This window comes from Evtepia gabavorous (assembly GCF_003425665.1).
Classification (GTDB): Bacteria; Bacillota; Clostridia; order Oscillospirales; family Oscillospiraceae; genus Evtepia; species Evtepia gabavorous.
The window spans coordinates 1-23,179 of the sequence record NZ_QQRQ01000024.1 but is presented as its reverse complement, the minus strand read 5'-3'; the positions used below and the strand labels follow the sequence as shown (position 1 = coordinate 23,179).

25 protein-coding genes and 2 tRNA genes are annotated in these 23,179 nt (G+C 61.9%); 4 read left to right on the top strand and 23 right to left on the bottom strand.

Features of this window, described 5'->3' with window-relative positions; all coding sequences use genetic code 11:
* The 14 genes from DV520_RS10420 to DV520_RS10355 all read right to left on the bottom strand — a co-directional run.
* Positions 1-596: class I SAM-dependent methyltransferase (locus DV520_RS10420; protein WP_133308858.1), on the bottom strand; the 596-nt coding region annotated here is incomplete at its 3' end.
* Between the two features lie 55 nt (positions 597-651).
* Positions 652-861, bottom strand: coding sequence for a DUF1858 domain-containing protein (locus DV520_RS10415; protein WP_021920830.1), 210 nt, complete (start codon positions 859-861; stop codon positions 652-654).
* A 147-nt stretch (positions 862-1,008) separates the two neighbouring features.
* On the bottom strand, positions 1,009-2,973 hold the full coding sequence (locus DV520_RS10410) for a bifunctional 4-hydroxy-3-methylbut-2-enyl diphosphate reductase/30S ribosomal protein S1 (RefSeq protein WP_117142695.1): 1,965 nt from the start codon (positions 2,971-2,973) through the stop codon (positions 1,009-1,011).
* A complete protein-coding gene (locus tag DV520_RS10405) occupies positions 2,970-3,584 on the bottom strand; it encodes a lysophospholipid acyltransferase family protein (RefSeq protein ID WP_021920832.1) in 615 nt (204 codons plus the stop codon). The genes DV520_RS10410 and DV520_RS10405 overlap by 4 nt, the downstream gene beginning before the upstream one ends.
* Positions 3,581-4,261 carry a (d)CMP kinase gene (gene cmk, locus DV520_RS10400; RefSeq protein ID WP_117142693.1) on the bottom strand — a complete coding sequence of 227 codons (681 nt, stop codon included), beginning with the start codon at positions 4,259-4,261 and terminating at the stop codon, positions 3,581-3,583. The genes DV520_RS10405 and cmk overlap by 4 nt, the downstream gene beginning before the upstream one ends.
* Positions 4,258-5,508 carry a BaiN/RdsA family NAD(P)/FAD-dependent oxidoreductase gene (locus DV520_RS10395; RefSeq protein ID WP_117142691.1) on the bottom strand — a complete coding sequence of 417 codons (1,251 nt, stop codon included), beginning with the start codon at positions 5,506-5,508 and terminating at the stop codon, positions 4,258-4,260. Before DV520_RS10395 ends, cmk begins: the two co-directional genes overlap by 4 nt.
* Positions 5,505-6,374: a MurR/RpiR family transcriptional regulator gene (locus DV520_RS10390; protein ID WP_021920835.1), complete on the bottom strand. Its 870-nt coding sequence runs from the start codon at positions 6,372-6,374 to the stop codon at positions 5,505-5,507. The genes DV520_RS10395 and DV520_RS10390 overlap by 4 nt, the downstream gene beginning before the upstream one ends.
* Before the next feature lie 158 nt (positions 6,375-6,532).
* Complete coding sequence (locus tag DV520_RS10385; protein ID WP_117142689.1) at positions 6,533-7,258, bottom strand: pseudouridine synthase; 726 nt, start codon at positions 7,256-7,258, stop codon at positions 6,533-6,535.
* A 14-nt stretch (positions 7,259-7,272) separates the two neighbouring features.
* Positions 7,273-8,445 (bottom strand): D-alanyl-D-alanine carboxypeptidase family protein, encoded by a 1,173-nt coding sequence (locus DV520_RS10380; protein WP_133308857.1) that lies wholly within the window; start codon positions 8,443-8,445, stop codon positions 7,273-7,275.
* Positions 8,446-8,515: 70 nt separating this feature from the next.
* Positions 8,516-8,947 carry a GerW family sporulation protein gene (ytfJ, locus tag DV520_RS10375; RefSeq protein WP_021920838.1) on the bottom strand — a complete coding sequence of 144 codons (432 nt, stop codon included), beginning with the start codon at positions 8,945-8,947 and terminating at the stop codon, positions 8,516-8,518.
* Entirely contained in the window at positions 8,922-9,602 is a 681-nt protein-coding gene (locus DV520_RS10370) for a DUF2953 domain-containing protein (RefSeq protein ID WP_021920839.1), read from the bottom strand. The genes ytfJ and DV520_RS10370 overlap by 26 nt, the downstream gene beginning before the upstream one ends.
* Positions 9,596-10,138: an SMC-Scp complex subunit ScpB gene (gene scpB, locus DV520_RS10365; RefSeq protein WP_117142683.1), complete on the bottom strand. Its 543-nt coding sequence runs from the start codon at positions 10,136-10,138 to the stop codon at positions 9,596-9,598. The genes DV520_RS10370 and scpB overlap by 7 nt, the downstream gene beginning before the upstream one ends.
* A gap of 42 nt (positions 10,139-10,180) precedes the next feature.
* Positions 10,181-10,945: a segregation and condensation protein A gene (locus DV520_RS10360; RefSeq protein WP_117142681.1), complete on the bottom strand. Its 765-nt coding sequence runs from the start codon at positions 10,943-10,945 to the stop codon at positions 10,181-10,183.
* A gap of 5 nt (positions 10,946-10,950) precedes the next feature.
* On the bottom strand, positions 10,951-11,646 hold the full coding sequence (locus DV520_RS10355) for a site-2 protease family protein (RefSeq protein ID WP_117142679.1): 696 nt from the start codon (positions 11,644-11,646) through the stop codon (positions 10,951-10,953).
* A 184-nt stretch (positions 11,647-11,830) separates the two neighbouring features.
* Here DV520_RS10355 and DV520_RS10350 point away from each other — a divergent pair, with 184 nt between their 5' ends.
* Entirely contained in the window at positions 11,831-12,283 is a 453-nt protein-coding gene (locus DV520_RS10350; protein ID WP_117142677.1) for a GNAT family N-acetyltransferase, read from the top strand.
* Positions 12,284-12,367: 84 nt separating this feature from the next.
* On the opposite strand, the gene DV520_RS10345 is transcribed toward DV520_RS10350, so the two are convergent.
* Both DV520_RS10345 and DV520_RS10340 read right to left on the bottom strand, forming a co-directional pair.
* Positions 12,368-12,952: a site-2 protease family protein gene (locus DV520_RS10345; RefSeq protein ID WP_117142675.1), complete on the bottom strand. Its 585-nt coding sequence runs from the start codon at positions 12,950-12,952 to the stop codon at positions 12,368-12,370.
* A complete protein-coding gene (locus tag DV520_RS10340) occupies positions 12,930-13,328 on the bottom strand; it encodes a hypothetical protein (RefSeq protein WP_117142673.1) in 399 nt (132 codons plus the stop codon). The genes DV520_RS10345 and DV520_RS10340 overlap by 23 nt, the downstream gene beginning before the upstream one ends.
* Positions 13,329-13,451: 123 nt before the next feature.
* On the opposite strand from DV520_RS10340, the gene DV520_RS10335 reads away from it, so the two are divergent.
* Positions 13,452-13,528 (top strand) — tRNA-Pro (locus tag DV520_RS10335).
* Positions 13,529-13,698: 170 nt separating this feature from the next.
* Here the strand turns inward: DV520_RS10335 and DV520_RS10330 are convergent.
* The 7 genes from DV520_RS10330 to DV520_RS10300 all read right to left on the bottom strand — a co-directional run bounded on the left by DV520_RS10330 (position 13,699) and on the right by DV520_RS10300 (position 20,089).
* Entirely contained in the window at positions 13,699-14,205 is a 507-nt protein-coding gene (locus DV520_RS10330) for a GNAT family N-acetyltransferase (RefSeq protein WP_021920846.1), read from the bottom strand.
* Between the two features lie 84 nt (positions 14,206-14,289).
* On the bottom strand, positions 14,290-14,595 hold the full coding sequence (locus tag DV520_RS10325; RefSeq protein WP_117142671.1) for a hypothetical protein: 306 nt from the start codon (positions 14,593-14,595) through the stop codon (positions 14,290-14,292).
* Between the two features lie 68 nt (positions 14,596-14,663).
* Positions 14,664-15,863: a diaminopropionate ammonia-lyase gene (locus DV520_RS10320; protein ID WP_117142669.1), complete on the bottom strand. Its 1,200-nt coding sequence runs from the start codon at positions 15,861-15,863 to the stop codon at positions 14,664-14,666.
* Between the two features lie 12 nt (positions 15,864-15,875).
* The gene (locus tag DV520_RS10315) at positions 15,876-16,616 is read right to left on the bottom strand and encodes a radical SAM protein (RefSeq protein ID WP_117142667.1); all 741 of its coding nucleotides are present in this window, start codon (positions 16,614-16,616) and stop codon (positions 15,876-15,878) included.
* Between the two features lie 10 nt (positions 16,617-16,626).
* Entirely contained in the window at positions 16,627-18,993 is a 2,367-nt protein-coding gene (locus DV520_RS10310; RefSeq protein WP_117142666.1) for a glycyl radical protein, read from the bottom strand.
* Positions 18,994-19,098: 105 nt separating this feature from the next.
* Entirely contained in the window at positions 19,099-19,884 is a 786-nt protein-coding gene (locus tag DV520_RS10305; RefSeq protein ID WP_117142664.1) for a hypothetical protein, read from the bottom strand.
* A 120-nt stretch (positions 19,885-20,004) separates the two neighbouring features.
* A tRNA-Leu gene (locus DV520_RS10300) sits at positions 20,005-20,089 on the bottom strand.
* Positions 20,090-20,572: 483 nt separating this feature from the next.
* Between DV520_RS10300 and DV520_RS10295 the strand changes: the two genes are divergently transcribed.
* On the top strand, positions 20,573-21,787 hold the full coding sequence (locus DV520_RS10295; RefSeq protein ID WP_021920853.1) for an argininosuccinate synthase: 1,215 nt from the start codon (positions 20,573-20,575) through the stop codon (positions 21,785-21,787).
* 294 nt (positions 21,788-22,081) lie between these two features.
* The coding region (gene argH / locus DV520_RS10290; RefSeq protein WP_117142662.1) for an argininosuccinate lyase at positions 22,082-23,179 on the top strand (1,098 nt) is incomplete at its 3' end.

Genomic DNA, 23,179 nt, shown 5'->3' with positions numbered 1-23,179 from the left:
GCCAGCGCCCGTTCCCGCCGGCGGATCTGCTCCTCCAAATAGGCCAGCCGGTGCGGGGACACTTCTCCCCGTCTCTGACGGCCTGCCCAGAGCTCTGCCAGGGTATACGCCGGGCTCTCCCCCCCTGTGGCCGTGAGAATCCCGTAGAACTTCTCTCCCTCCCGGACCAGGGTCTCCCGCTGAATGCAGTACCCATGGGTCACCAGCCACTGGCGGAGCACCTCCTGGGCGCTCATGGGCTGGAGCAGAAGGGTGCACCCCCGGGTCCAGGGGGCACGTTCTACGATCCGGGCCATCAGCTCTCCCCCCATGCCGGCAATGACCACGGTGTCCGCCTCCTGGGGCTCCACCGCCGCCAGACCGTCACAGCAGCGGAAGACCATTCGGTCCTCCACCTTATAGAGCCGGGCGGTCTCCCGGCCCCGCTGGAGGGGCCCCTCCCGCACGTCCGTGGCCACCGCCCCTGAAATGCGCCCCGCCAGCAGGAGCCAAGCAGGCAGATAGGCATGGTCGGTCCCCACGTCAGCCAGCCGGGCCCCTTGGGGAACCTGTTCGGCTATGGCGGCCAGGCGCGGCGACAGCTCCAATCGTCTCATTCCATTCTCCCTTCCACAAAAAAACGGGAGCGGAACCCGCTCCCGTTTTTTGGTTTCACTTCCGGTTTGCCACGATGATCGCGTTGAGCTTTTCCACCAGCTCTTCCACGGGCTGGTCGTGGACCAGGCAGGCCTGCTCCACAGTCTCGTTCCGGGAGGCGGGGCAGCCCAGGCAGTGCATACCGATGTCAATGAACGCCGGCGCGGTCTCGGGTGCGATATCCAGGATATCGCCCACGATGGTATCTTTGGTAATGGTTGCCATAATGACGTCCTCCATTCTTTGTTTTGGCGAGGATAGTATGCCCCAAAAAGGCATCTTCCCGCTCTTTTTGTTTTATCAAAAAAGGGGAACCCACCCATTGCGGCAGTTCCCCCTTCTTTGTTTTGTTTCTGCCGGTTCTCTGCTGTCTCAGGCGTCCTCGCCGTCTTCCCCTTCCTCAGCGGCGCGGGCGTCGTTGAGCAGGGCGCGGATGGACAGGGAGACCTTCTTGCGGTCATAATCAATATCCGTGATCTTCACGTCCACGATCTGACCTTCCGCCAGCTCGTCTCCGGGCTTCTCAATGCGGTGGTCGGCAATCTGAGAGATGTGGATCAGGCCGTCCACACCGGGCACGATTTCCGCGAAGGCACCGAAGGTCATCAGCTTCACCACCCGGACGCTGGCCACGGAGCCAACCTCATAGGTGGAGGTAAACTTCTCCCAGGGGTCCTCGTTGTGGTCCTTCATACCCAGGGAGATCTTCTTCTTCTCCGGGTCGAAGGAGATGACATACACGTTGACCTTGTCGCCCACGGAGACCACCTCAGCGGGGTTCTTGATGCGGCTCCAGGACAGCTCGGACACGTGGACCATGCCGTCCACACCGCCGATGTCCACAAAGGCACCATAGGAAGTCAGAGACTTCACCGTGCCCTCATACTTCTTGCCCTCTTCGATGTTTGCCCAGACCTCAGCGGCCTTGGCAGCGCGCTCCTCTGCCTGAACAGCGCGGATGGAGCCCACCACACGGCGGCGGGAACGGTTGACCTCGGTGATACGCAGCTTCACGCGGTCCTTGATCATCTCGGACAGGTCGGCCCCTCTGGGCATTCCGGTCTGAGAGGCGGGCACGAAGACACGGATGCCCTTGACATTGACCACGATACCGCCCTTGTTGACCTCGGTCACGGTACCCTCCAGGATGGTCTTGTCCTCTACGGCAGCCTCAATGGTGTCCCAGTTTTTCACGCTGTCCAGGCGCTTCTTGGACAGGGTGGCAACCCCTTCCACATCGTTGACCCGCATGACATAGGTCTCGATCTCGTCGCCCACCTTCACGATGTCCTCGGGCTTTACGGCGGGATCGTCGCTCAGCTCCGACATGGGGATGTAACCGGCGTGCTTGGTGCCCAGGTCCACGTTGACCTCGGTGGCGGTGATGCCGGTGACGACACCAGTGACCTTGTCTCCCGTATTTAAAGTTTTGATCGACTTCTCCAGCATATCAGCGAAGGACTCTTCGATCTCCATAGCGTTGTTCATTTCCTCGCTCATTTTGTCTTTGACCTCCTTTATTATCCACCCCGGCGTCGACGCGCCAGCGGTGATTCCCACAGAAGCTACCCCGCTCACCTTCCTCCGGTCGAGCTCCTCAGCCCGGCTGATGTGGTAAACCAACGGGCAGTGTGCCCGGCATAACTCAGCAAGACGGGTCGTGTTGGAGCTTTTCCGATCACCGATGACGATCATCGCCTCGCATTGCTCCGCCAAACTCTGCGCTTCTGATTGCCGCATACACGTAGCATTACATATTGTATCAAAGATTTCGGCGTTTGTACACTCTTTTTTTACTTTTTCTCTGCATGGAGTCCAAATTCTATCCGTTGATGTAGTTTGTGAAACCAAGGTCACAGGTTTTTGTGGATTTTCTTTCCATTCCTCCAGAAAAACCGTCAATTCCGCCTCATTTCGGAAGATTTTCGCACCAATACACCAGCCTGCGATGGCCCGGACCTCGGGGTGCTCCGGGGCGCCGATGATGATGACCTGCCGCCCCCGGTCGCTGGCGTCCTTCACAATCTCATGGATTTTGGCCACCTTCACACAGGTGGCATCCGCCACGGGACAGCCCATGGCCGCCAGTCTGTCATAGACTTCCTTCCCCTCCCCGTGGGAGCGGATGATGACGCCGCAGCCCGGGGGCACCTCCTCCAGGCTGGACACGCAGCCCACCCCCTGGGCCGCCAGCTGGGCAATGACATGGTCATTGTGGATCACCGGCCCCAGCATCACATAGGGTGCGCCGCTCTCGGCAATCTCCTGGGCCAGCTTCACCGCCCGGCGGACCCCGAAGCAAAAGCCGGCGGACTTGGCCAAAAGGACCTTCCTCATCCCCGGGCCTCCATTTCCGCCCGGCGGTCCCGGACCGCCCGGATGTGGTCCATGATCTCCTCCGTCACCGCCTCATAGTCCTCCGCTGTGGCCCGGCGGTTCTCTGTAAAGGGCTGATAGGGCTCCCCAATGTACACCTTGGTCCGGTGGAACGGGGTCCGTTCCGGGGCAATGTACACCGGCAGCACGGGGACCCCAGTGCGAATGGCCATCATAGCCGCTCCGGTCTTCCCCTCCCCGATCTCCTCATGGCGGGTACCCTCGGGGAAAATCAGGAGCTTCTCCTTCCCCTTGAGGGCTTTCAGGGCAGACTTGATGGCCCCCACATCCGACTTCCCCCGCCGGACCCAGATGACAAAGCCCAGCCAGTTGAGCAGCCGCCCCACCACGGGGTAATGACGGATCTCCTCCTTGGCCATAATCCATATCTTGTCCTTTCGGTGAAAGGAGTAGACGATGTAAAAGGGATCGGAATTATGCACATGGTTGGAACAGATCACCGCGCCCCCGGCCGGAATATTTTCCTTTCCGTAGGCCTTCAGTGGCGTGCGGAAGGTGACAATGCTGAAAATCATCTTGCTGACAATATAGGCAAATTCGTAAAGGGTCACAGGCCTAACCTCTCTTTCGCCAGGGTAATCAGGGCCGCAAGGCTCTCCTCCCGATCCATCTGGGAGGTGTCCACCACCACCGCGTCCGCCGCTTTCCGAAGGGGTGCTGCGGACCGGTGGCTGTCCGCGTAGTCCCGCTGGGCGATCTCCGCCTGGATGGTCGCCAGGTCCACCTGGGCCCCCCGGGGCTGCAGCTCCCGGCAGCGGCGGCGGGCCCGCTCCTCCACGGAAGCGGTGAGAAAAATTTTCAGGTCCGCCTGGGGCAGGACCACGGTGCCGATGTCCCGGCCATCCATGATGACATCATGGGTTCTGGCCAGGTTGCGCTGCATCTCCAGCAGGAAGGCACGGACCGCAGGGTAGGCGGAAACCTGGGAGGCATACCGGGAGACTTGGTTCTCCCGAATCGCCTGGGTCACGTCCTCCCCCGCCAGCAGCATGTGCTGAAGGCCGTCGGCTCCATAGGTCAGGGAGAGTTGAAGCTCCGGCAGCCGGGGCAGCACCTGCTGGGGGTCCCCGCAGTCCCCTCCCTGTCGGGCCACATACAGCCCCACCGTCCGGTAAATGGCGCCGGTATCCACATACAAAAAGCCCAGACGGGCCGCCAGTGCCTTGGCCAGCGTGCTTTTCCCTGCCCCGGAGGGGCCGTCAATGGCAATGCTGCGAAAGGGTCTCATTCCCGTTCCTCCTTGCTGTATCGGGCCGCGCCCTCTCCCGCTGCCCGGCCGGTGCACCAGGCAATCTGGAGGTTGAAGCCCCCTGTATAGGCGTCCAGATCCAAAATCTCTCCCGCGAAGAAAAGCCCCGCCGTCTTTTTGGACATCATGGTCCCCGGGTCCACCTCGCCCGTTTTGACGCCGCCGGCGGTTACAATGGCCTCCCGGATGGGCCGGGGCCCCGCCAGGGGGAGGGCAAAGTGCTTCATGGCCTCCACCAGCCGCCGGCGCTGGGCCTTGGTCAGGGCGTTCACCGGCAGGTCCGGGGCAATGTCCACCCGCGCGCCCATCACCGGCACCATCCGCCGGGGCAGCAGACCCTCCAAAAAATTGTGGAAGGCCTTATTGGGGGCCTGGGCGATGTCCCGGAGTATCCGGGCCTCCAGCTTCTCCTCCTCCAGGGCGGGCTTCAGGTCAAGCACTGCGGTGTAGGTATCCCTGCTCCAGTTGGCATGGGCGCTGGCACTGAGCACCAGCGGCCCGGAGAGGCCGAAGTGGGTGAAAAGCATCTCTCCCTGCTCCTGAAAGACCACTTTTTTCTTTTGATTTTTCAGGGTCAGGGTCACATTTTTCAAGGAAAGTCCCTGCATCTGCGCGCAGGTGTCCCCCGCCTCCTCCAGTGGAACCAGAGAGGGCGTGGGGGGGACGATGGTATGCCCGGCCGACTGGGCCAGCCGGTACCCGTCCCCCGTGGAGCCGGTGGCGGGGTAGGACAGCCCGCCGGTGGCCAGGATCACCGCCCCGGCGGGAAGGCTCTCCTCCCCCAGGGACACGCCAACCACCCGCCCCTGGGCCAGCCGCAGTTCCTCCGCCTTGCCCCGGCGCAGGACCACGCCCTCCTTTTTCAGGGCAAAAAACAAGGCGTCGATCACGTCGGCCGCCCGGTCTGAACAGGGAAAAACACGCCCCCCTCGCTCTGTCTTCAGGGGGACGCCCAAGGCTTCAAAATATTCCATCACGGCCGCCGGCGGAAACCGGGTCACCGCGCTGTACAGAAAGCGCCCGTTTCGGGTCACGTGCGCCAGCACGCCCTCGGGGGTCGTGTTGTTGGTCAGGTTGCACCGGCCTTTGCCGGTGATGTACAGCTTGCGGCCCAGCTTCTCGTTGGGCTCCAGGAGCACCACCGCCGCACCGGCCCGGCGGGCCGCCAGCGCGGCCATCATTCCCGCCGCGCCGCCGCCCACCACCACCACAGGGGTCTGCGTCATTGGTTCTCTTCCTCCATGCTGACGAATACGCCGTACTCCTCCCAGATGTGCTCCAGCCGCTCAAAGTGGTCCACCACGTCGGACTTACTCCGGGCAATGGCCACCAGCAGGGAGTTAATCAGGCTCAGGGGAGCCACCAGGGAGTCCACAAAGGAGGCCATGTCGCTCTTGGCCAGCAGCACATAGTCCGCCGCCTTGGCCATGCTGTTGGAGGCGCTGTCGGTGATGGCGATGACCTTGGAGCCCCGCTCGTGGGCAAAGTTGATGGCCCGGACCGTCCGCCGGGAATACCGGGGAAAGGACAGTCCGATGGTTACGTCCCCGTGGCCCACTTGGACGATCTGGTCAAAAATTTCCTGGTTGGCACTCTCCCCCACATGGACCACGTTGTCAAACATGAGGCCAAAGTAAAAGGACATGAACCCGGCCAGAGAGCCCGAGGACCGGGTGCCCAAAATGTAAATCTTTTTGGCGTTGACAATGGCATCCACCGCCGCCTGGAAGCTGTCCCGGTCAATCTCCTCCATGGTCAGCCGGATCTTTTCCATGTCCGACTGCATCACCGTGGAGACCACGTCCTGGTTGCCGATGATGTCATTGGTCACCTCAATGCGCTGGATAGAGGTGAGTTTATTCCGAATCATTTCTTGCAGGGCCTTCTGCATGGCGGGATACCCGTCGTACTTCAGCTCCGAGGCAAAGCGCACCACGGTGGATTCACTGACGTGAACGGTCTTGCCCAGCTTGCTGGCCGTCATAAACGCCGCCTTGTCGTAGGAGGACAGGATGTAGTTGGCAATGAGCTTCTGCCCCTTGGAAAAGGTGTTCATTTTACTGCTGATGAGAGATAGAATATCCTTTGACATGAAATCGCCCTCCTGTTCCGCGTCGGTCCGGCACCGCCAGCCCAGCCTGGCCCGCTGACCCGGGGAAATTCTGTCACAGCGCCGCCAGTTGGCCCCATTTGTGCCGTTCTTTCGGGGATATTATAGCGCGACTTCTCCCTTTTTGCAAGAAAAAATTCTTATTCTTGCAGAAAAGATTCCTCCCGCAGTACCTTGACCTCCGCCTGGGTCAGAGGCCGCCACTGGCCGGGCCGCAGATCGCGGTCCAGCAGGAGGCGCCCCTCCCGAATCCGCTTGAGCCGCTTCACCGTCAGGCCGCAGTGGGCGCACATCCGTCGGATCTGGCGGTTTTTCCCCTCATGGATCACCACAGAGAGCAGGACGCTCCCCGGACCCGGGCGGACCAGCCGGACCCGGGCCGGCCGCAGTCTCTGCCCATTTAGGGTCATGGGCCGGGTCAGGGCCTCCACCGCGCCTGGGTGAAATCCCTCCACCCAGACCAGATACTCCTTTTCCACCTGATGCCGGGGGTGGAGCAGCCCATGGGTCAGGGCGCCGTCGCCGGTCAGCAGGAGCAGGCCCTCAGAGTCCATGTCCAGCCGCCCCACCGGCCACACCCGTTCCCCGCAATCCCGGACCAGGTCCGCCACAGTGGGCCGGCCCTTCTCATCGGACAGGGTGGTCACCACCCCTCGGGGCTTGTACAGCATCAGCACCTGGTGGTCCCCCCGCCGGCCCACCGGCACGCCGTCCAGGGCAATTTGGTCCCGGTCCGGGTCCGCCCGTTCCCCCAGGACTCCGGGCCGGCCGTTCACTGTGACCCGGCCCTGTTGTATGTAGGTTTCCGCCCGGCGGCGGGAGCACACTCCCGCCGCGGAGAGTATCTTTTGCAGACGATCTTCCATCGCGCCCTCCCGTTTTACTCGCTCACTGTGCCTGCCTTGGAAAAGAGGGACAGCATCTCCTCATAGGTGGGGGGTGTGCTCTGGGGCAGAAAATCCAGGGGAGAGTCCACCGGCCGTTCCTTCACCACATCCCGGCGGGCGCTGCCCGACCAGACCAGATAGGTCTGCCCCACCTGGCGGCTGCCCACCAAAAACCGGACAGAACCGGCGATCTCCCCCTGCACCACCGGCGCCTCCGCCTGGTCCGGCAGGTCTACCTCCATGGTGACCTCCTCCCCCTGCTTGAGGGGATAGGCCACCGTCTCCCGGGCTTCCACTGAGGCCATGTGGAGCAGGCTTCCCTGTAAGGGGACCCGCCCCAGCTCCTCTCCTTCCTCCGCCAGCACCTGTCGGGGAAACGCAGAAAATCCATAGTCCAGCAGAGCCTTGTGGTCGTTCCAGTCATCCCGGTCGTTCAGGGTGACGCAGACCAAGGTCTGCCCATTTCGCTCCGCGCTGGACACCAGGGTGCGCCCCGCCTGCCGGGTATAGCCCGTCTTCATGCCGGTGCAGCCCTCATACTGCCACAGGAGCTTATTGTGGTTGGTGAGCTGCCGCCCCTCCAGGGTAATGGTCCGGGTGGAGAGAATCTCCGCCACCGTGGGATTTTGCAGGCAGGCCACCCCCAGCTTGGCCATATCCAGGGCCGAGGCGTAATGATTTTCATCGCCCAGGCCGTTGGGGTCGGAAAAGTGGGTGTTGGTCATGCCCAGGTCCTGGGCCCGCTGGTTCATCCACCCCACAAAGGTCTCCACCTCTCCCCCGCAGATTCCTGCCAGGGCCACCGCTGCGTCGTTGCCCGAGTGGAGGAGCAGCCCGTAGAGCAGGGTTTTCAAGGTGATCGTTTCCCCCGGCTTGAGATAGAGAGAGGTCCCCTCAATCCCCGTCCATTCCCGCTTGATCTCCACGGTTTCCGACAGGTCTCCCCCCAGATACTCCGCCGCCACCAGCGCGGTCATCAGCTTCGTGGTGCTGGCAATGGCCCGGGGTTCCTGCTCGTTATGGGCATAGAGCACCCGGCCGGTCTCCGCATCCATCAAAACAGCGGAGGCCGCGGAAACCGCAGGCGCCTCCGCCGCGTGGGTATGGACCACAAACCCCGGCAGGAGCCCACAGAGCATCCCCAGGGCAATCAGTTGTCTTCGCACAAAATCCCTCCATCCAAACAAGATCGCTCCCCTTTAGTATGGAGCGGGAAAGGGATTTTATACGAATGTTTCAAGGATTTCCCGCCGGACCGTCCGGTTCTTCCGACGCCGGTTTCTTGGCTTTCTTCTCCTCCACCAGGCCGGCAATCCGATTGACCACGTCAGGGATCAGGTCCACCACCCGGTCCAGACTGGTCTCATGGCTGGTGTCCACCGGCAGAACTTTCACCATACCGGCGTTGATCACCAGGAAACACACCGGTGTGACCTTCAATCCAGCGCCGCCGCCGCCGCCAAAGGGATTCTCCCCCATGACCTTCGGGGTTTTCCCCCCCATCTCCGAGCCGCCAGTGCCAAATCCCAGGGAGATCTTTGAGACGGGAATGAGGGTAATCTCCCCCGCCACAATAGGCTCCCCCACCACGGTGTTGGCGTCCACGGCCTCTTTGATCTTCTCAATGGTCTCCGCCATGAGTTCACTGACAGGATGATTCTTTTCCATTGCTTGGCTCCCCTTTCCTTCCATGGGCGGCGGCCCCCGCCGCGGCCGTTTGTTTTCGATGCTTCCACAAAGTCTTCAGCGCCGCCCACCCCAAAGGGAGGACGATGCCCAGCAGCTGGGCCGCTGTCAGGGACAGGCTGGCCCGGACAAAGAGCCGGGGGCGCTCGATCTGGTAGTCCAAATGCAGGGAGACTTCCCGGTGTTTCAGCACAAAGTTTGCCTCCAAAAAAGCCAGCAGCGCCTCCACAATCCCCCAGGCCCGGCCGTAGTGAATCGCCGCGTCCGCCGGGTCAGGCTCTCCCCACGTCAGCCGCAGACAGAGCTCGTCCACCCGCAGCGCCCGGCGGAATTTGCCCGCCGCCGCCTTGACCTGGGGCAGCAGTTCCAGCGCCAGGTCAAGCGCCCCCCCCAAGGAGAATTTTTCCCGGTCCTTCTGATCCTCTGTCGCTTCGGCCTTTGCTTCCTTCCGCCGCTGTTTTTTTCGGCGCCGGGCGGTCCGCGCCTGGGGGACTGGGTAAAGCGAGACCCATTTGGGGCCAAGGTGTACCTTAACCCAGCCGCCCCCCTCCTCATAGCCTGCCGCCACCCCCAGCCGGAGCACACAGGCCAGCAATACCAGCGCCAGGACCACCAGCAGCAGAATCCATCCTACCATGGCTGTCCCTCCTCCCGGTTCAGGCCGGACTCCGGCAGCGGCGGCAGCTCCTCCAGGGAGGACAGGCCAAAGCTCCGCAGAAACACCGGGGTCGTCCGGTAGAGGATGGGGCGGCCCGGCGCGTCCAAGCTGCCGCAGGGCGCCACCAGCTCCCGGTCCAGCAGCAGGGCCAGGGAATGGGCGCTGTCCACCCCCCGCACCTGGTCAATGACCACCCGGGTCACCGGCTGAAAATACGCCACCACCGCCAGGGTCTCCAAGGCCGCCGGCGAGAGCTTGTCCGGCTTGCGCCGGGACAGCAGGCCCCGGATGGTCTCCCCCCACTGGGGGGCGGAGACCAGCTGCCAGCTCTCCTCCAGCCGAACCAGACGGACCCCCGCCTGTTCCGCCTCATAGCCTTGGGCCAGGGACTGGCAGGCCCGGGCCGCCGCCTCCCGGGGGCAGCCCATGGCCTGGGCCAGCCGGGTTTCCTCCACCGGCTCCCCCAGCGCGAAAAGGATTGCCTCCGCGGCGCTCTCCCATTGATTTCGCTCCATTGCCATCCCCTCCTCCCCTTGTCCGCCCTTCTCCCCAGAGCCTCAGGTCCCCGATCGCCAGGAGACCTCCGGGTTGTCCATCTCCCCGGCCAAGTGAATCTTTCCCTCCCGGCAAAGCTCTAACAGCGCCAGAAAGGTGGCCGTGGCCTCTGAGCGGCTCCCGCTGCGGCGGATCAGGTCCGTCAGCCGCCGGGGTCCCTCCGCCCGCAGAAGGGAGAGGAGCTCCGCCGCCTTTTCTTCCACTCGGTAGGGCGCCGGCCGCACAACCCCTCGGAATTCCTCCAGGGAGGGGGGCGCCGCCCGGCGTTGGCGGGCCTGCCAGGCCGCCACGGCAGCGCGCAGGTCCTCCCCACTGTGGACATACCGGTACACCCGGCGGGCAAATTGGGGCTCCGGGCCCTTGGGAAAGGCCGCTCTCCCTTGCTGGTACCCCTCCGAAAGCTGGGGCAGCACCGCCAAAATCCGGGCATAGTTCTCATGGCGCTGGCGGGCCTCCAAGGAGGCAATGAGTTCCTCCATCTCCGATTGGGCCTCTTGGTCCTGCTCGGACAGCAGCATTCTGGTCTTCAAAAGCATCAGGTGGGAGGCCATGGAGATAAACTCCCCCGCCACCTCCAGGTCCAGCGCCCGCCGGGAGGACATCCAGGTCAAAAACTGGGCCAGAATGCCCGCAAGGGGGATGTCCCGAACGGCAATCCGATTCTTTTGCAGCAGATGGAGGATCAAATCCAGCGGGCCCACAAAGTCCTGGGTGGCCTCCGCGCCGTCCCGCACCACACCTTTAATGTAATAGACCGGGCGTTCCATGGCCGTCACATCAGCAGGGAGAGCACCCCGGTGTAGGCGAAGGAGGCCCCCCGGAGCATCCAGTCCAGCATCCAGGAGCGGGCCGTCCCCAGAAAGCCGTCCAGCAGCCCGAACCAGAGGGCGGCCATCAGCACAATCATCCCATACCGCTCCAGACGCATCCACTGCACGTATTGCCGGTCCGACAGGAACATGGCCACAACCTTGGAACCGTCCAGGGGCGGGAAGGGAATCAAGTTGAAAATACCCAGGCCGATGTTCAGGGTCATCAGTACGCCGAAAAACTCCAGTGCCAAGGCCAGCCCCGTGGTCTCCCCCCGCACCACCAGCACCGCGTACAATCCACTGTAAAGGATCGCCGACACATAGGCCAACAGGAAGTTGGAAACCGGTCCGGCCAGCGCGGTGATGGCCATGCCCTGCTTGGGCTTGCGGAAGTAGCGGGGGTCCACCGGCACGGGCTTGGCCCAGCCAAACCCCACCACCACCATCATGAGCAGGCCAAAGGGGTCCAGATGGTGAATGGGATTGAGGGACAGCCGGTGACTCTGCTTCGCGGTGGGGTCCCCCAGCCAGTAGGCCGCCAGGCCATGGCAGACCTCATGGACCACCAGGCACAGCAGCACCGCCACGATCCGCAGCGCCATCGCGCCCATGCTGGACCAGTCCACCCCCTGGGCCAACTGAGAAAACATACCCATACGCTGTCTCCTTCCACCAGTATGCCAAAAAATGGCCTTCCTTAACCCATGCGGGCTGTTGTCTTGGGAATTGATAGTAAATTATAGCAAAAAAAAGCCCATCTGGCAACCCACAGCCCCAGTTGCCCCAGGGCATCGAATGTGGTAGAGTAAAAGAACATCCAAAAAAGAGAGGGGGAGGCGCATGGTGATCCGAGCCTACCAGCCGTTCGACGCGGTCCCATTGGCAGCGTTGTTCTATCAGACGGTCCACACCGTCAACCGAAGAGACTACACAGAAAAGCAGTTGGACGCATGGGCGCCAAAGGACATCGACCTGGGGGCATGGGACCGGTCTCTTCAGGTCCACCACACCCTCGTGGCGGTAGAGGACGGCTGCGCCGTGGGCTTTGGGGACATAGACAGCAACACAGGGTATCTGGACCGTCTGTATGTCCACAAGGACCACCAGGGCATGGGAATCGCCACCGCCCTCTGTGATCGTCTGGAGGCCTCCGCCGCCGGCCTCCTTGTCACCCACGCCTCCATCACCGCGCGGCCTTTCTTTGAAAAAAGAGGATATCAGGTCCTCCGGGCTCAGCAGGTGGAACGCCGGGGGATTCTTCTAACCAACTACATTATGGAGAAAACACGCTGACCAAATCGGTTTGCCCTGGGCTTCCCGCCAAACGAAACCGGGAGTCATCCGTCCCCAAAAAGGGTTCAGATGGCTCCCGGTTTTTCACCGGCTCCCTTCCCGCCGCCACAGCAGCCAACCGGCGCAGAGCAGAAGGGTAAAATTTCCGCTCTTCCCCAACACCCATACGCCCAGGGCGGCCAGGCCCGCGGCCAGAACCTTTGTCAGCAGACCGCACACACGGTCCCCCGCATCCGGTCCCGCCCACCGGGAGGCCACCGCCCGGAGAATGCGGCCTCCATCCAGAGGACCTATGGGCAGCAGATTAAACACCCCCAGCGCCAGACTTACCCCCGTCAGCAGATAGGCATCCGCGCCGCCAAAATGCCTGCCCCACGCCGCAGCCCCTATGGCCAGCAAAACGCTGGCGGCGGGGCCCGCCAACGCCACCAGGCACTCCTCTCCATAGGAAAACATCCGCTCCCGCCGGGGCTGGATCACCGCGCCCACCCCCGTCAGCCGAAAGCTGCCCACCCGGCCGCCCAGGGCCCGCACCGCTGCCACGTGCCCCAGCTCATGCACTGCCGCCGCCACCGCCGCCCAGAACAGAAGCCGAAGGGACGCCGCCAACAGCAGCGCCCCCAGGATCAGCCAGAATCCACCGGTGCTATGAATTGTTTTCCGCGCCATCCGCGCCTCCCTCTGCCTGCTCCTCCTGGGCCGCCGGCTGTTCCGGCGCCGCCCCCTTCTCCGGCGTCTGGGCCGGTGTTTCCTCCTGGGAAAACATCCCGCTCCAGAGGGAACGGAAGGTTTCCACCGCTGGTTCTCCCTTGGAGAAGGACTCCCCCATCCGCGCGAAAACCGCCTGAAAATCCGTGTCCGCCCGGACCAGTTCCCCCACCGTGGCGGAGAGCTGGGACACCGGCCCCAAGTCCATCCCCCGGCCCACGAAGACAACGCCGAAGAGGACCAGACAAATGAGCAGCTGCCGCAGCCGCCGCTTCTCCCCTGGGGAGAGGCTCTCCTTCTTCCGGCTCTTTTTCCTTGTCCCTTCCCCGGCCATCATCCCGCCCCCTTTCTTTGCTTGGCTACTCTATCTCTATGGCATCCCTCCACGGAATATACCTCACTTTTTCCCGTTTTCCCACTTGACATTTCCCCACAATACAAGTATAATAGAAAGGCTTATCGGGGTGTGGCGAAGTTTGGTATCGCGCTTGGTTCGGGTCCAAGAGGCCTGGGGTTCGAATCCCCACACTCCGACCAAAGATGAGCCCTTATCGGGCTCATCTTTTTGTTTTTCTGAAACAATCAGATTTGCTGGCTAAGTCTGCAAGAAGCATTACTCTAAAACAAGCGAGTTGGTCCGCGGACCAACTCGCTTGCAATTCTGTGTATACAAAAGTCTGTTTCGCTTTTCTGTCCCATGATGACGCCTAACCGCAAAAAGAGCAGGCAGGACATAGGTCCTTTCTCATATAAATGAGACTGTCCAAGGGACTGTTGTTGTAGCTGGGGATCTCATAGAACCCCAAGGTCCGGTAAAGGCGGATCGCCCCGGAGAGGAAGGGAAAGGTGTCCAGCAGCATAGCCTGGTAGCCCTCGGAACGGGCGTCGGTGAGCAGACGCTCCACCAGCCGCCGGGCCAGGCCCTGGCCGCGGAACGCGGGGCGGATATACAGCCGCTTCAACTCACACCGCTGGGCATCCAGCTTTTTCATCGCCACGCAGCCGGCGGGCGCCCCATCTGCCCGGACCAGATACAGCCGCCCCTCTGGCACCCCATACTTTTCCTGCAGGTTGTCCAGCTCTGCCGCGAAGTTTTGCTGCTTCAGGTAGCCGGCAAAGGCGGGATTTTGCTCCAGCAGCATGCCGGTGTATTCCACAAGCAGTTCTCGAATGGCCTCCGGTTCCTGGTAGGCCGGTTGGATGGTGATCTCCACTGGGGTCCTTTCTCCTCCCTGGAATGAAAATACCGCCGCCCCCCGCCTTTTGGGACGGAGGGCGGGCTGTCTGTGTGCAAGGAATCACTCTGCCGTAGAGGGCTTTTCTTCCGTCTCCGCCGGGGCCGCGTCCACAAAGTCGCTCTCGGCGGGCTCATTTTCCGCTGCGGGTGCCTCCTCGACCCCCTCAGGGGCGGGATTTACCGTGTGAACAACGGTGTCCTGGTCCGTAAAAAACTCGCTGCTCTCCTCCCAGGCGTCCATCTGGTCCGCGATCTCCTGGAGCGTCCGCTCGATTTCCTTCCGGTGCTTATACGCCGCGATGCCGCCCAGGGCGGCCGTGATGGCGCCAAAGGCCAGCACCCGGCCCCATTTCCGTTTCTTTGCCATGGTAGTCCCTCCTGTCCGATTGGATATCGGAATGTACTGCCTATACGATACCACGTTTTTTTCATTTGTCAATCATGTGTCATCACCTTCTGGTAATGCACCGGGTCGGTGTCCCCCTCCGTGCTGATCAACAGGACCACAGACTGCCGGTTCAGCCCCATGTCCCTGCGGAGGGGTGCCAAATCCGGCGCCGTCATCAGCAGGTCCAGCAGCCCCATGGTCACGCCGCCGCTCTCGCCGGAGATCACCGCCGGGTCCCCCGCCGCAGGGCGCCCCAGACGTCGCATACCCCGCTCCGCCACTTGGTCCGGGCAGGCGATGTACCAACTGGCCAGGTCCCGCAGCACCGGCCAGGTCAGGGTACAGGGCTCTGCACAGTTAAGGCCCGCCATGATGGTCTCCCCCGGGCCCTGGGCCGGATGGGGCTGACCGTCACCGGCTTGGGCAGAGGCATAGATGCCTGCGACGTTCTCCGGCTCCACCACGGCAAAGACCGGCGCCTGGGCCCCATACCGGTCCGCCAAGTATCCCAGCACGCCGCCGGCCATGGCCCCGACACCGGCCTGCAAAAAGACGTGGGTGGGCCGGTCAACCCCCGCCTCGGCCAGTTGGTCCGCCGCTTCCCGGGCCAGGGTGGTGTATCCCTGGACAATCCAAGTGGGAATCTCCTCATAGCCGGGCCAGCTGGTGTCCTGGATAAGAGTCCACCCCTTCTCCTGGGCCTGTTGGGCCGCATAGCGCACCGCGTCGTCATAGCCCAGAGGCAGAACCCGTGCCTCCACCGCGCCTGCGTCCAGAATGGCCTGCGCCCGGGCAGGGGCGGAGCCCGCCGGGAGATAGACATGGGCCTCACAGCCCAGCTTCCGGGCCGCCCAGGCCACCCCCCGCCCGTGGTTTCCGTCGGTGGTGGTCACAAACACCATATTCCTGACCTCTTTCTGCACCGACGGAGCCTGTAATTCCTCCAAGGTCACCTCCGCCGGCAGACCCAGCTCCCGGGCCACCGCCCGGGAGAGAGCATAGATGCCGCCCAGCCCCTTAAAGGCGTTCAAACCAAACCGGTGAGACTCATCCTTGACAAAGACGCCGCCCAGGCCCAGCTCCTCCGCCAGGCCATTTAACCGGACCAGAGGCGTCGGCCCATAGTCCTCCAGGGCGTGGTGAAACCGCCAGGCCCCCTGGGTGGCCGGGGCCTGCAAAAAGGCGGGAACCGTCCCCTTTGGCGACTGCGCCAGGGCCCGCAGTCCATGCAGCTGATATTCTTTCATGGAATTTCCTCCTTATCGATAGGACACCACCCGACGCCCCATGGCCTGGGCCATCGCCCGCCAGTGGTCCAACTGGTCCTGGGAGGGAATGCCAAAGGCCGGGCTGGGCACCGGACGTCCCAGCTGGCGGTATTTTTCCTCCCCCAGCCGGTGATACGGCAGCAGCTCCAGGGCCGCCCCCGGCGCCAGCTGTCCCAACAGGCGAAAACAGGCGGCCATGGTCTCATCGGTTCCATTGACCCCCAAAATCACGGGAATCCGAACCACCAGCGGCGGGCCCAGCTGGGCGGTCCGCCGGAGGTTCTCCAGCACAAGCCGGTTGTCCAGCCCGGTGAACCGTCGATGGGCCATCGGGTCCGGGTGCTTCAGGTCCATAAAAATTTGATTCATTTTCCCTAAGGCCGGCGCCATCCGGTCAAAGTCAAACACGCCGCAGGTCTCCAACGCCAGGTCATATCCCTCGTCATAGAGCCGCTGTGTCAGTTCCTGAAAGAATTCCCCCTGGGCCGTGGCCTCCCCGCCGGAAAAGGTGACGCCACCCCCGGAAAAGCGGTAGAAAATGGCCTGCCGCCGGACCGCTTGGAGGACTTCCCTCGTCTCCATCCACCGGGTCATGGGATTCTCCCGGGTCTGCCCCTCCGGGTTGGCGCACCAGGCACAACGGAGGGGGCAGCCAGCCAGAAAAATCAGCGTGCGAATGCCCTCTCCGTCGTTGACCGAACAGTGCTGGATTTGGGTGATGTAGCCGCCCATAAGCCCCCCCTCAGCCTCTGTGCTCCGTCCGGGCGATGATGGCGTCCTGCATGGCCCGGGAGAGATTGACAAACTGGGTGGAATACCCAGCCACCCGGACCAGCAGATCCCGGTAGTTCTCTGGATGGGCTTGGGCGTCCCGCAGGGTTTCGGAGGAGATGCAGTTAAACTGCACATGAAAGCCTCCCAGGGCAAAAAGGGTCTGAATCATGCCCCCCAAATTGGCCTGCCCCCGCTTGGTGGCCACCAACTCGGGGCTCAGCCGCAGGTTCAGCAGGGTTCCCCCGGAATGGACCTCCTGGTTGAGCTTGGCGCTGGAGCGCATCGCGGCCAGGGGGGTGGATTGGTCGGTCCCCACATAAGGGGAGACCCCCTCGCTGGAGGGTTCCCCGTGCTTTCGGCCGTCCGGGGTGGCCCCCAGCACCCGGCCCATGGGGATGTAATTGGAGATCCCCATGAACGCGGTGAGGAAGGGGGCGCCAAATATATCGTGGTACGGATGGATTTCCTCATAGAAATGGTTGGCCAGACGAATGGCCAAGTCGTCCACCGCGTCCTCGTCGTTGCCATACTTGGGGCATGCCTTGGCGCGGGCCTGGAGGTCCTCATACCCCTCCCAGTTGGCCCGCAGGGCGGCGGCCAGTTCGGCCATGGTACAGACCCCGTCCTCAAACACCAGTTTTTTCACCGCGGCCAGGGAATTGGCCACCACCGCCAGCCCAATGCCGGTGATCACCGGACCAATGGTATACTTGGCGCCCCCCTGGGACAAGTCCTTCCCCGATTCCATGCAGTGCTCGATGCAGGAGGACAGGAAGGGACGGGGCACCATCTCCTGGTGAAGCCGCTGGGCCTCCAAAGTCATAATCACCGCGTGGCGGCAGAGGAAATCGAACTGGCGGTAAAAGGCCGCCTCCACCTCCTCAAAGGTGCGGAAGGTCTCCGCAGGCCGCTCCGCCAACCCCATCTGACGGCCTGTCATCAGACTCTTCCCCTCATTCAGCGCATACTCCAAGGCAGAGCCAAAGTTCATGTTCACCGCCGCAGTCCACTCCCCCGTCTTCCGGTAGTGGGGCACCACGCAGCCGCAGTTGTTCCAGTCCCGGGCGTCCTCCGGGGCATAGCCGGCGTTGAGAAGCATCTGATAGCCCACGCTGTCGCTGTGAATGGCGGGAAACCCAGTGCCTTTGGACACCAGGTGGGTCACCGCGTCCAGAAATTCCTTGGGACAGTCCGCCTGCACCCGGACGGACAGGCCGGGCTGGTGGGTCTTGACCTCTTCTGTGGCCTTGAGCGCCAGGTAGGTCACCGGATTGGTCCCGTCCTTTCCGTCCCGCCGCTTGCCGCCCACGGTGAGGTTTTGGAACTGGTTATACCCGGCAAAATAATCCGCCGTATTGGCGGAGATGGTCCACACCCACTCCGAGTATTTCAGCCACAGGGCATCCACCAGCTCCTGGGCAAAGGCCTCGTCCAGGGTCCCCTGGGCCAGGTCCGCCTCATAGTATGGGGCCATGTACTGATCAAACCGCCCGGGATTCAGCGACAGGGGATTTTCTGACAAAATGCCCCCCACCTGGACAAACCACAGGAACTGAATGGCCTCGTAAAAACTCTCCGGGGGATGCTCCGGGACCCGCCGGCAGTTGCGGGCGATCCGGCGCAGCTCCTGGGCTCGGACAGGGTCCTTCTCCTGGTCCGCCATGGCCTCCGCCGCCTGGGCATACCGATTGGCGTAGCGGATAATCCCCCGGGAGGTCCAGCAGACGGAGGTGTAAAACTCCCGCTTGGACAGGTCCTCTGGATTGGTGGGGTCCAAAGCCGCCAGATGGTCCTCCGCCTCCCGCAGAATCCCGCCGAACCCCTTCTTGAACAGTACATCCTGGTAGTCCGGGGTGATCTCCCCCACCGCCTGGCGCCACTTGGAGTCGTTGTCCAGAACCCCTGTGTCCACCCCAATCCGGTAGGTATCCTCCGGCAGGCGGGCCAGGAAGGCCTCCTCCAGCGACTTTCCTTTCCAATAGGGGAAAATCTCCCGGCGGACAAATGCCCGCTGGTCATCGGTCATCCGATAGGGGTCCTGGGGCCGGGTGTCAAAGGTGTCCATCTCCCGGTCCACCCACATCCAGGAGAACTCCGGGGTGAGGATACCACACTTCCGAAACTCCCCGATGGCCCCCACCACCAGCTCGCCCGCAAAGATATGGACGCCCAGCCGGTCACAGCAGTCATAGAAGGCCCGGGCCCGGCGGATGGCCACCGGCTGTCCCTCGGTCTCTCGGTGGGAATCCGTCCAGATTTTGGCCCGCTCGCAGGAGATTTGGGGCTTTGTATTGACATAATTTTGCCGAATGGCTTCGATACGCTGGGTGAGCATGGGATCACACTCCTTTTTTCATACAAGACGAATCGCCTGTGGCATATTCCTTATATAGTAAGGTTACTCTCCGCCCCAGACCTTGTCAACCCAAACCTGGGCAGCTCATGGCTCCCCTGCGGGAAATCCCTCTGTCACCTCCACCCCGGCAGCCCGCCACTGGTCCAGCTGGGCCTGGGTCACCGCCATGACGTGGATCTGGTCGCACTCTCCAATCTGAAGGGTAGCATAGCAGGCCACCCCATCCTGGTAGAACACCCGGTTGGGCAGCGGGGTCTCATACGTCTCCGCATAACTTCCCCCGGCGAACAGGGCCTCGTACAGGCGGTCAAAGTCGGCGCGCTCCATTGCAGGGAAGAACACCCGCAGGCTGTAAAAGGCCTTGGCCTGAAAGAATTCGATGGGGCCGCCGTCATAGTTTTTCTGAGACAAGCCCGTCACCGTCTCCATCACCCGGGCGCCGTCCTGGGTCACACAGAGGGAGAGGAAGGGCTCAGCGTAGTTGCTCTCGTCCACCTGGGAGACATACTGATGTCCCTCCGCCCCGCCTGACCGGGAGAGAAAGCCCACTCCATAGTCCATCCACTGGTCCAGGGGCTGGAGCAGGTCCTCCCCCCAGTCCTGCCGGTAGAGCTGGTTGTACCGCCTTATGAAGTGTTCCGGCCGCAGGTCAAAGCAAACCTCCCCCCGGCCGCTGGTGGTTACCGTCACCGGTTCCCATGAAATCTCCCGCTCGGCAGATGCCTGGGGCTCCTCCGCCTCTTCCGCCGGCGGAAGCTCCGTGGCCTCGGGGGCCGGTTCTGTCTCTCCGCAGCCGCTCACGCCAGCTGCCAGCAGAAGGCCCAGGAGGAGGGCCGCGCCGTAATGTCTCAGGCATTTTCTATAAAGCATACAATCTTCTCCTTTTTCACTGGGGACATCCCACTATCATACGTCTGCGGGCCTTGTTCCTCTATGCAATAAGTGGTCATATGGAAAAAGACGGCAGGCCCTCTTCGAACCCACCGCCTTTGGTGCGGGCAGTGGGACTCGAACCCACACGGACTGCTCCACAGGAACCTAAATCCTGCACGTCTACCAATTCCGCCATACCCGCATATTCAATTTCCCTCTATTTTTACACGGGAAGGGGATGCCCGAGGCGGAGCATCCCTCTTGGTCCGCATTTATAAAATCAGTTGGAACCTGTTCTTGTCGAATCAGGTTGAAATAATCATTCTATCAATCCAGAGGACAATGTCTTTTACTCAACCTTCATAATGACATGAGAAATCATAATATATTAATTCATTTGTAAGCGCACACTGCAAACCCTTTGTACATCTGCCTTCTCTTCCGTCTGGTGCTGTGCTGTCATCTTACCAGCCTTCCGGAAAAAAGTCAATTCTCTTCTCCTTCCGTATTTTTCAGTATATATATGCGAATACTCCCCCTAAATATTCATTTTTGTGGAAAGTTGCCTGGGGTTTTTCCCTTCTTTTTCGAATGATTATGCATAATTCTCTTGCAATTTGCATGGATTCGTGCTATGCTTTCCCCAATGAGAATTCCACGGAAACTTTTTTGGGAGGTCATCACCATGTCTGAAATTAAGAAAGTCGTCCTCGCCTATTCCGGCGGGCTGGATACATCCATCATCATCCCCTGGCTGAAAGAGAACTACAACAACCCCGAGATCATCGCCGTCTCCGGCAACGTGGGACAGGCCGACGAGCTGGAAGGGCTGGAGGAGAAGGCCCTGAAAACCGGCGCCTCCAAGCTCATTGTGGCCGACCTGGTGGACGAGATGGTGGACGACGTCATCATCCCCTCCATGATGATGGGGGCCAAGTACGAGGACTATCTGCTGGGCACCGCCTTCGCCCGGCCCATCATCGGCAAGAAGCTGGTGGAGATCGCCCTGGCTGAGGGGGCCGACGCCGTCTGCCACGGCTGCACCGGCAAGGGCAACGACCAGGTTCGGTTTGAGCTGGCCATCAAACGCTTTGCCCCCACCATGAAGATCATTGCCCCCTGGCGGGAGTGGGACATCAAGGGCCGGGACGAGGAGATCGACTATGCCGAGGCCCACAACGTCCCCCTGAAGATCAGCCGGGAGACCAACTACTCCAAGGACAAGAACCTGTGGCACCTGAGCCATGAGGGCCTGGACCTGGAGGACCCCGCCAACGAGCCTCAGTACGACAAGCCCGGCTTCCTGGAGATGGGCGTGTCCCCCATGCAGGCCCCCGACCAGGCCACCTACGTTACCTTGGACTTTGAAAAGGGGGTACCGGTGGCCCTCAACGGCGAGAAGATGAAGGCCTCCAAGATCATCGAGGGGCTCAATCAGCTGGGCGGCGCCAACGGCATCGGCCTGCTGGATATTGTGGAAAACCGGCTGGTGGGCATGAAGGACCGGGGGGTTTACGAGACCCCCGGCGGCACCATCCTCTATCGGGCCCACGAGGTGCTGGAGATGATCACCCTGGATAAAGACACCAAACACATGAAGCAGAAGCTGGCCATCGACTTTGCCGACCTGCTGTACAACGGCAAGTGGTTTACCCCCCTGCGGGAGGCCCTCCAGGCTTTCGCCGTGGACACCCAGAAGCACGTCACCGGCACGGTGAAGCTGAAGCTCTATAAGGGCAACATCATCACCTCCTCCGTCACCTCTCCTGAGAGCCTGTACTCGGAGAAACTGGTCACCTTCGAGGAGAGCGACTACAACCAGGATGACGCCACCGGCTTCATCAACCTCTGGGGCCTGCCGGACACGGTGCAGGCGCTGCGGGAGCTTGGTAAACTTTGAGACGGGGAAATTTTGAACCCGCTTCGCTGGGCTTCAAAATTTGCGCGTTGCAGTCCGAACCGCGCCTGGCGGGGCCAGGCACGCCCGGACTGATCCGGATTTTCCCCGGCGGAGCCGGCGAAAAAATAGATTGCAATTGGATTTCCCGCCCTGCGGGGCGGGAAACTCTGCGAGGCTTTTCGGGCTGTGCCCCGGTTGGAGGCAAGTCCGAGGCCAGTATGACAGGAAAACCATGGCGGGGGCAGGATCTGCAGGTCCTGCTCTGCGCCGTTCTATGGAAAGGATTCGTTTGCTATGAAATTATGGGCTGGACGGTTTCAGAAGGAGACCGATGACAAGGTCAACGACTTTAACTCCTCCATTTCCTTTGACGCCCGGCTGTACCGGCAGGACATCACCGGGTCCATCGCCCACGCCACCATGCTGGGGGAACAGGGCATCATTGCCAAGGAGGAGGCGGAGAAGATCGTAACCACCTTAAAGACTCTCCTGGAGGAGATCAAGGAAGGCAAGGTGGAATTCACCAAGGACAGCGAGGATATCCACATGAACATGGAGGTCCTGCTGACCCAGCGAATCGGAGCCACAGGCAAGCGGCTGCACACCGCCCGCAGCCGGAATGATCAGGTGGCCCTGGACTTCCGCCTCTTTGTCAAGGATGAGATTCCCGTCATTGTGGGGATGCTGCTGGACCTGGAGAAAGCCCTTCTCCGCCAGGCCGAGAGCAACCTAGACGCCATCATGCCCGGCTACACCCACCTCCAGCGGGCCCAGCCCATCACCTTCGCCCACGCCATGATGGCCTATGCCAACATGTTCCGCCGGGACATCACCCGGCTGGAGGACTGCCGGGCCCGGCTGGATGAGTCCCCCCTGGGGTCCGGGGCCCTGGCCACCTCCACCCATCCCGTAGACCGGTTCCGCACGGCAGAGCTGCTGGGCTTTTCAAAACCCATGGACAACTCCCTGGACGGGGTGTCCGACCGGGACTTTGCCATTGAGTTCCTCTCCGCCTGCTCCATCCTGATGATGCACCTGTCCCGGTTCTCGGAGGAGCTCATTCTCTGGTGCAGCTGGGAGTTTCAGTTCATCACGCTGGACGACGCCTACGCCACCGGCTCCTCCATCATGCCCCAGAAGAAAAACCCCGACGTGGCCGAGCTGGTCCGGGGAAAAACCGGGCGGGTATACGGCGCCCTCATCACCCTGCTCACGGTGATGAAAGGCATTCCCCTGGCCTATAATAAGGACATGCAGGAGGACAAGGAGCCGGTGTTTGACACCATTGACACCGTAGAGCTCTGCCTGCCCGTCTTCACCGCCATGATCGACACCCTCACGGTCAACCGGGCCAACATGCGCCGGGCCGCCAACGGCGGTTTTATCTCCGCC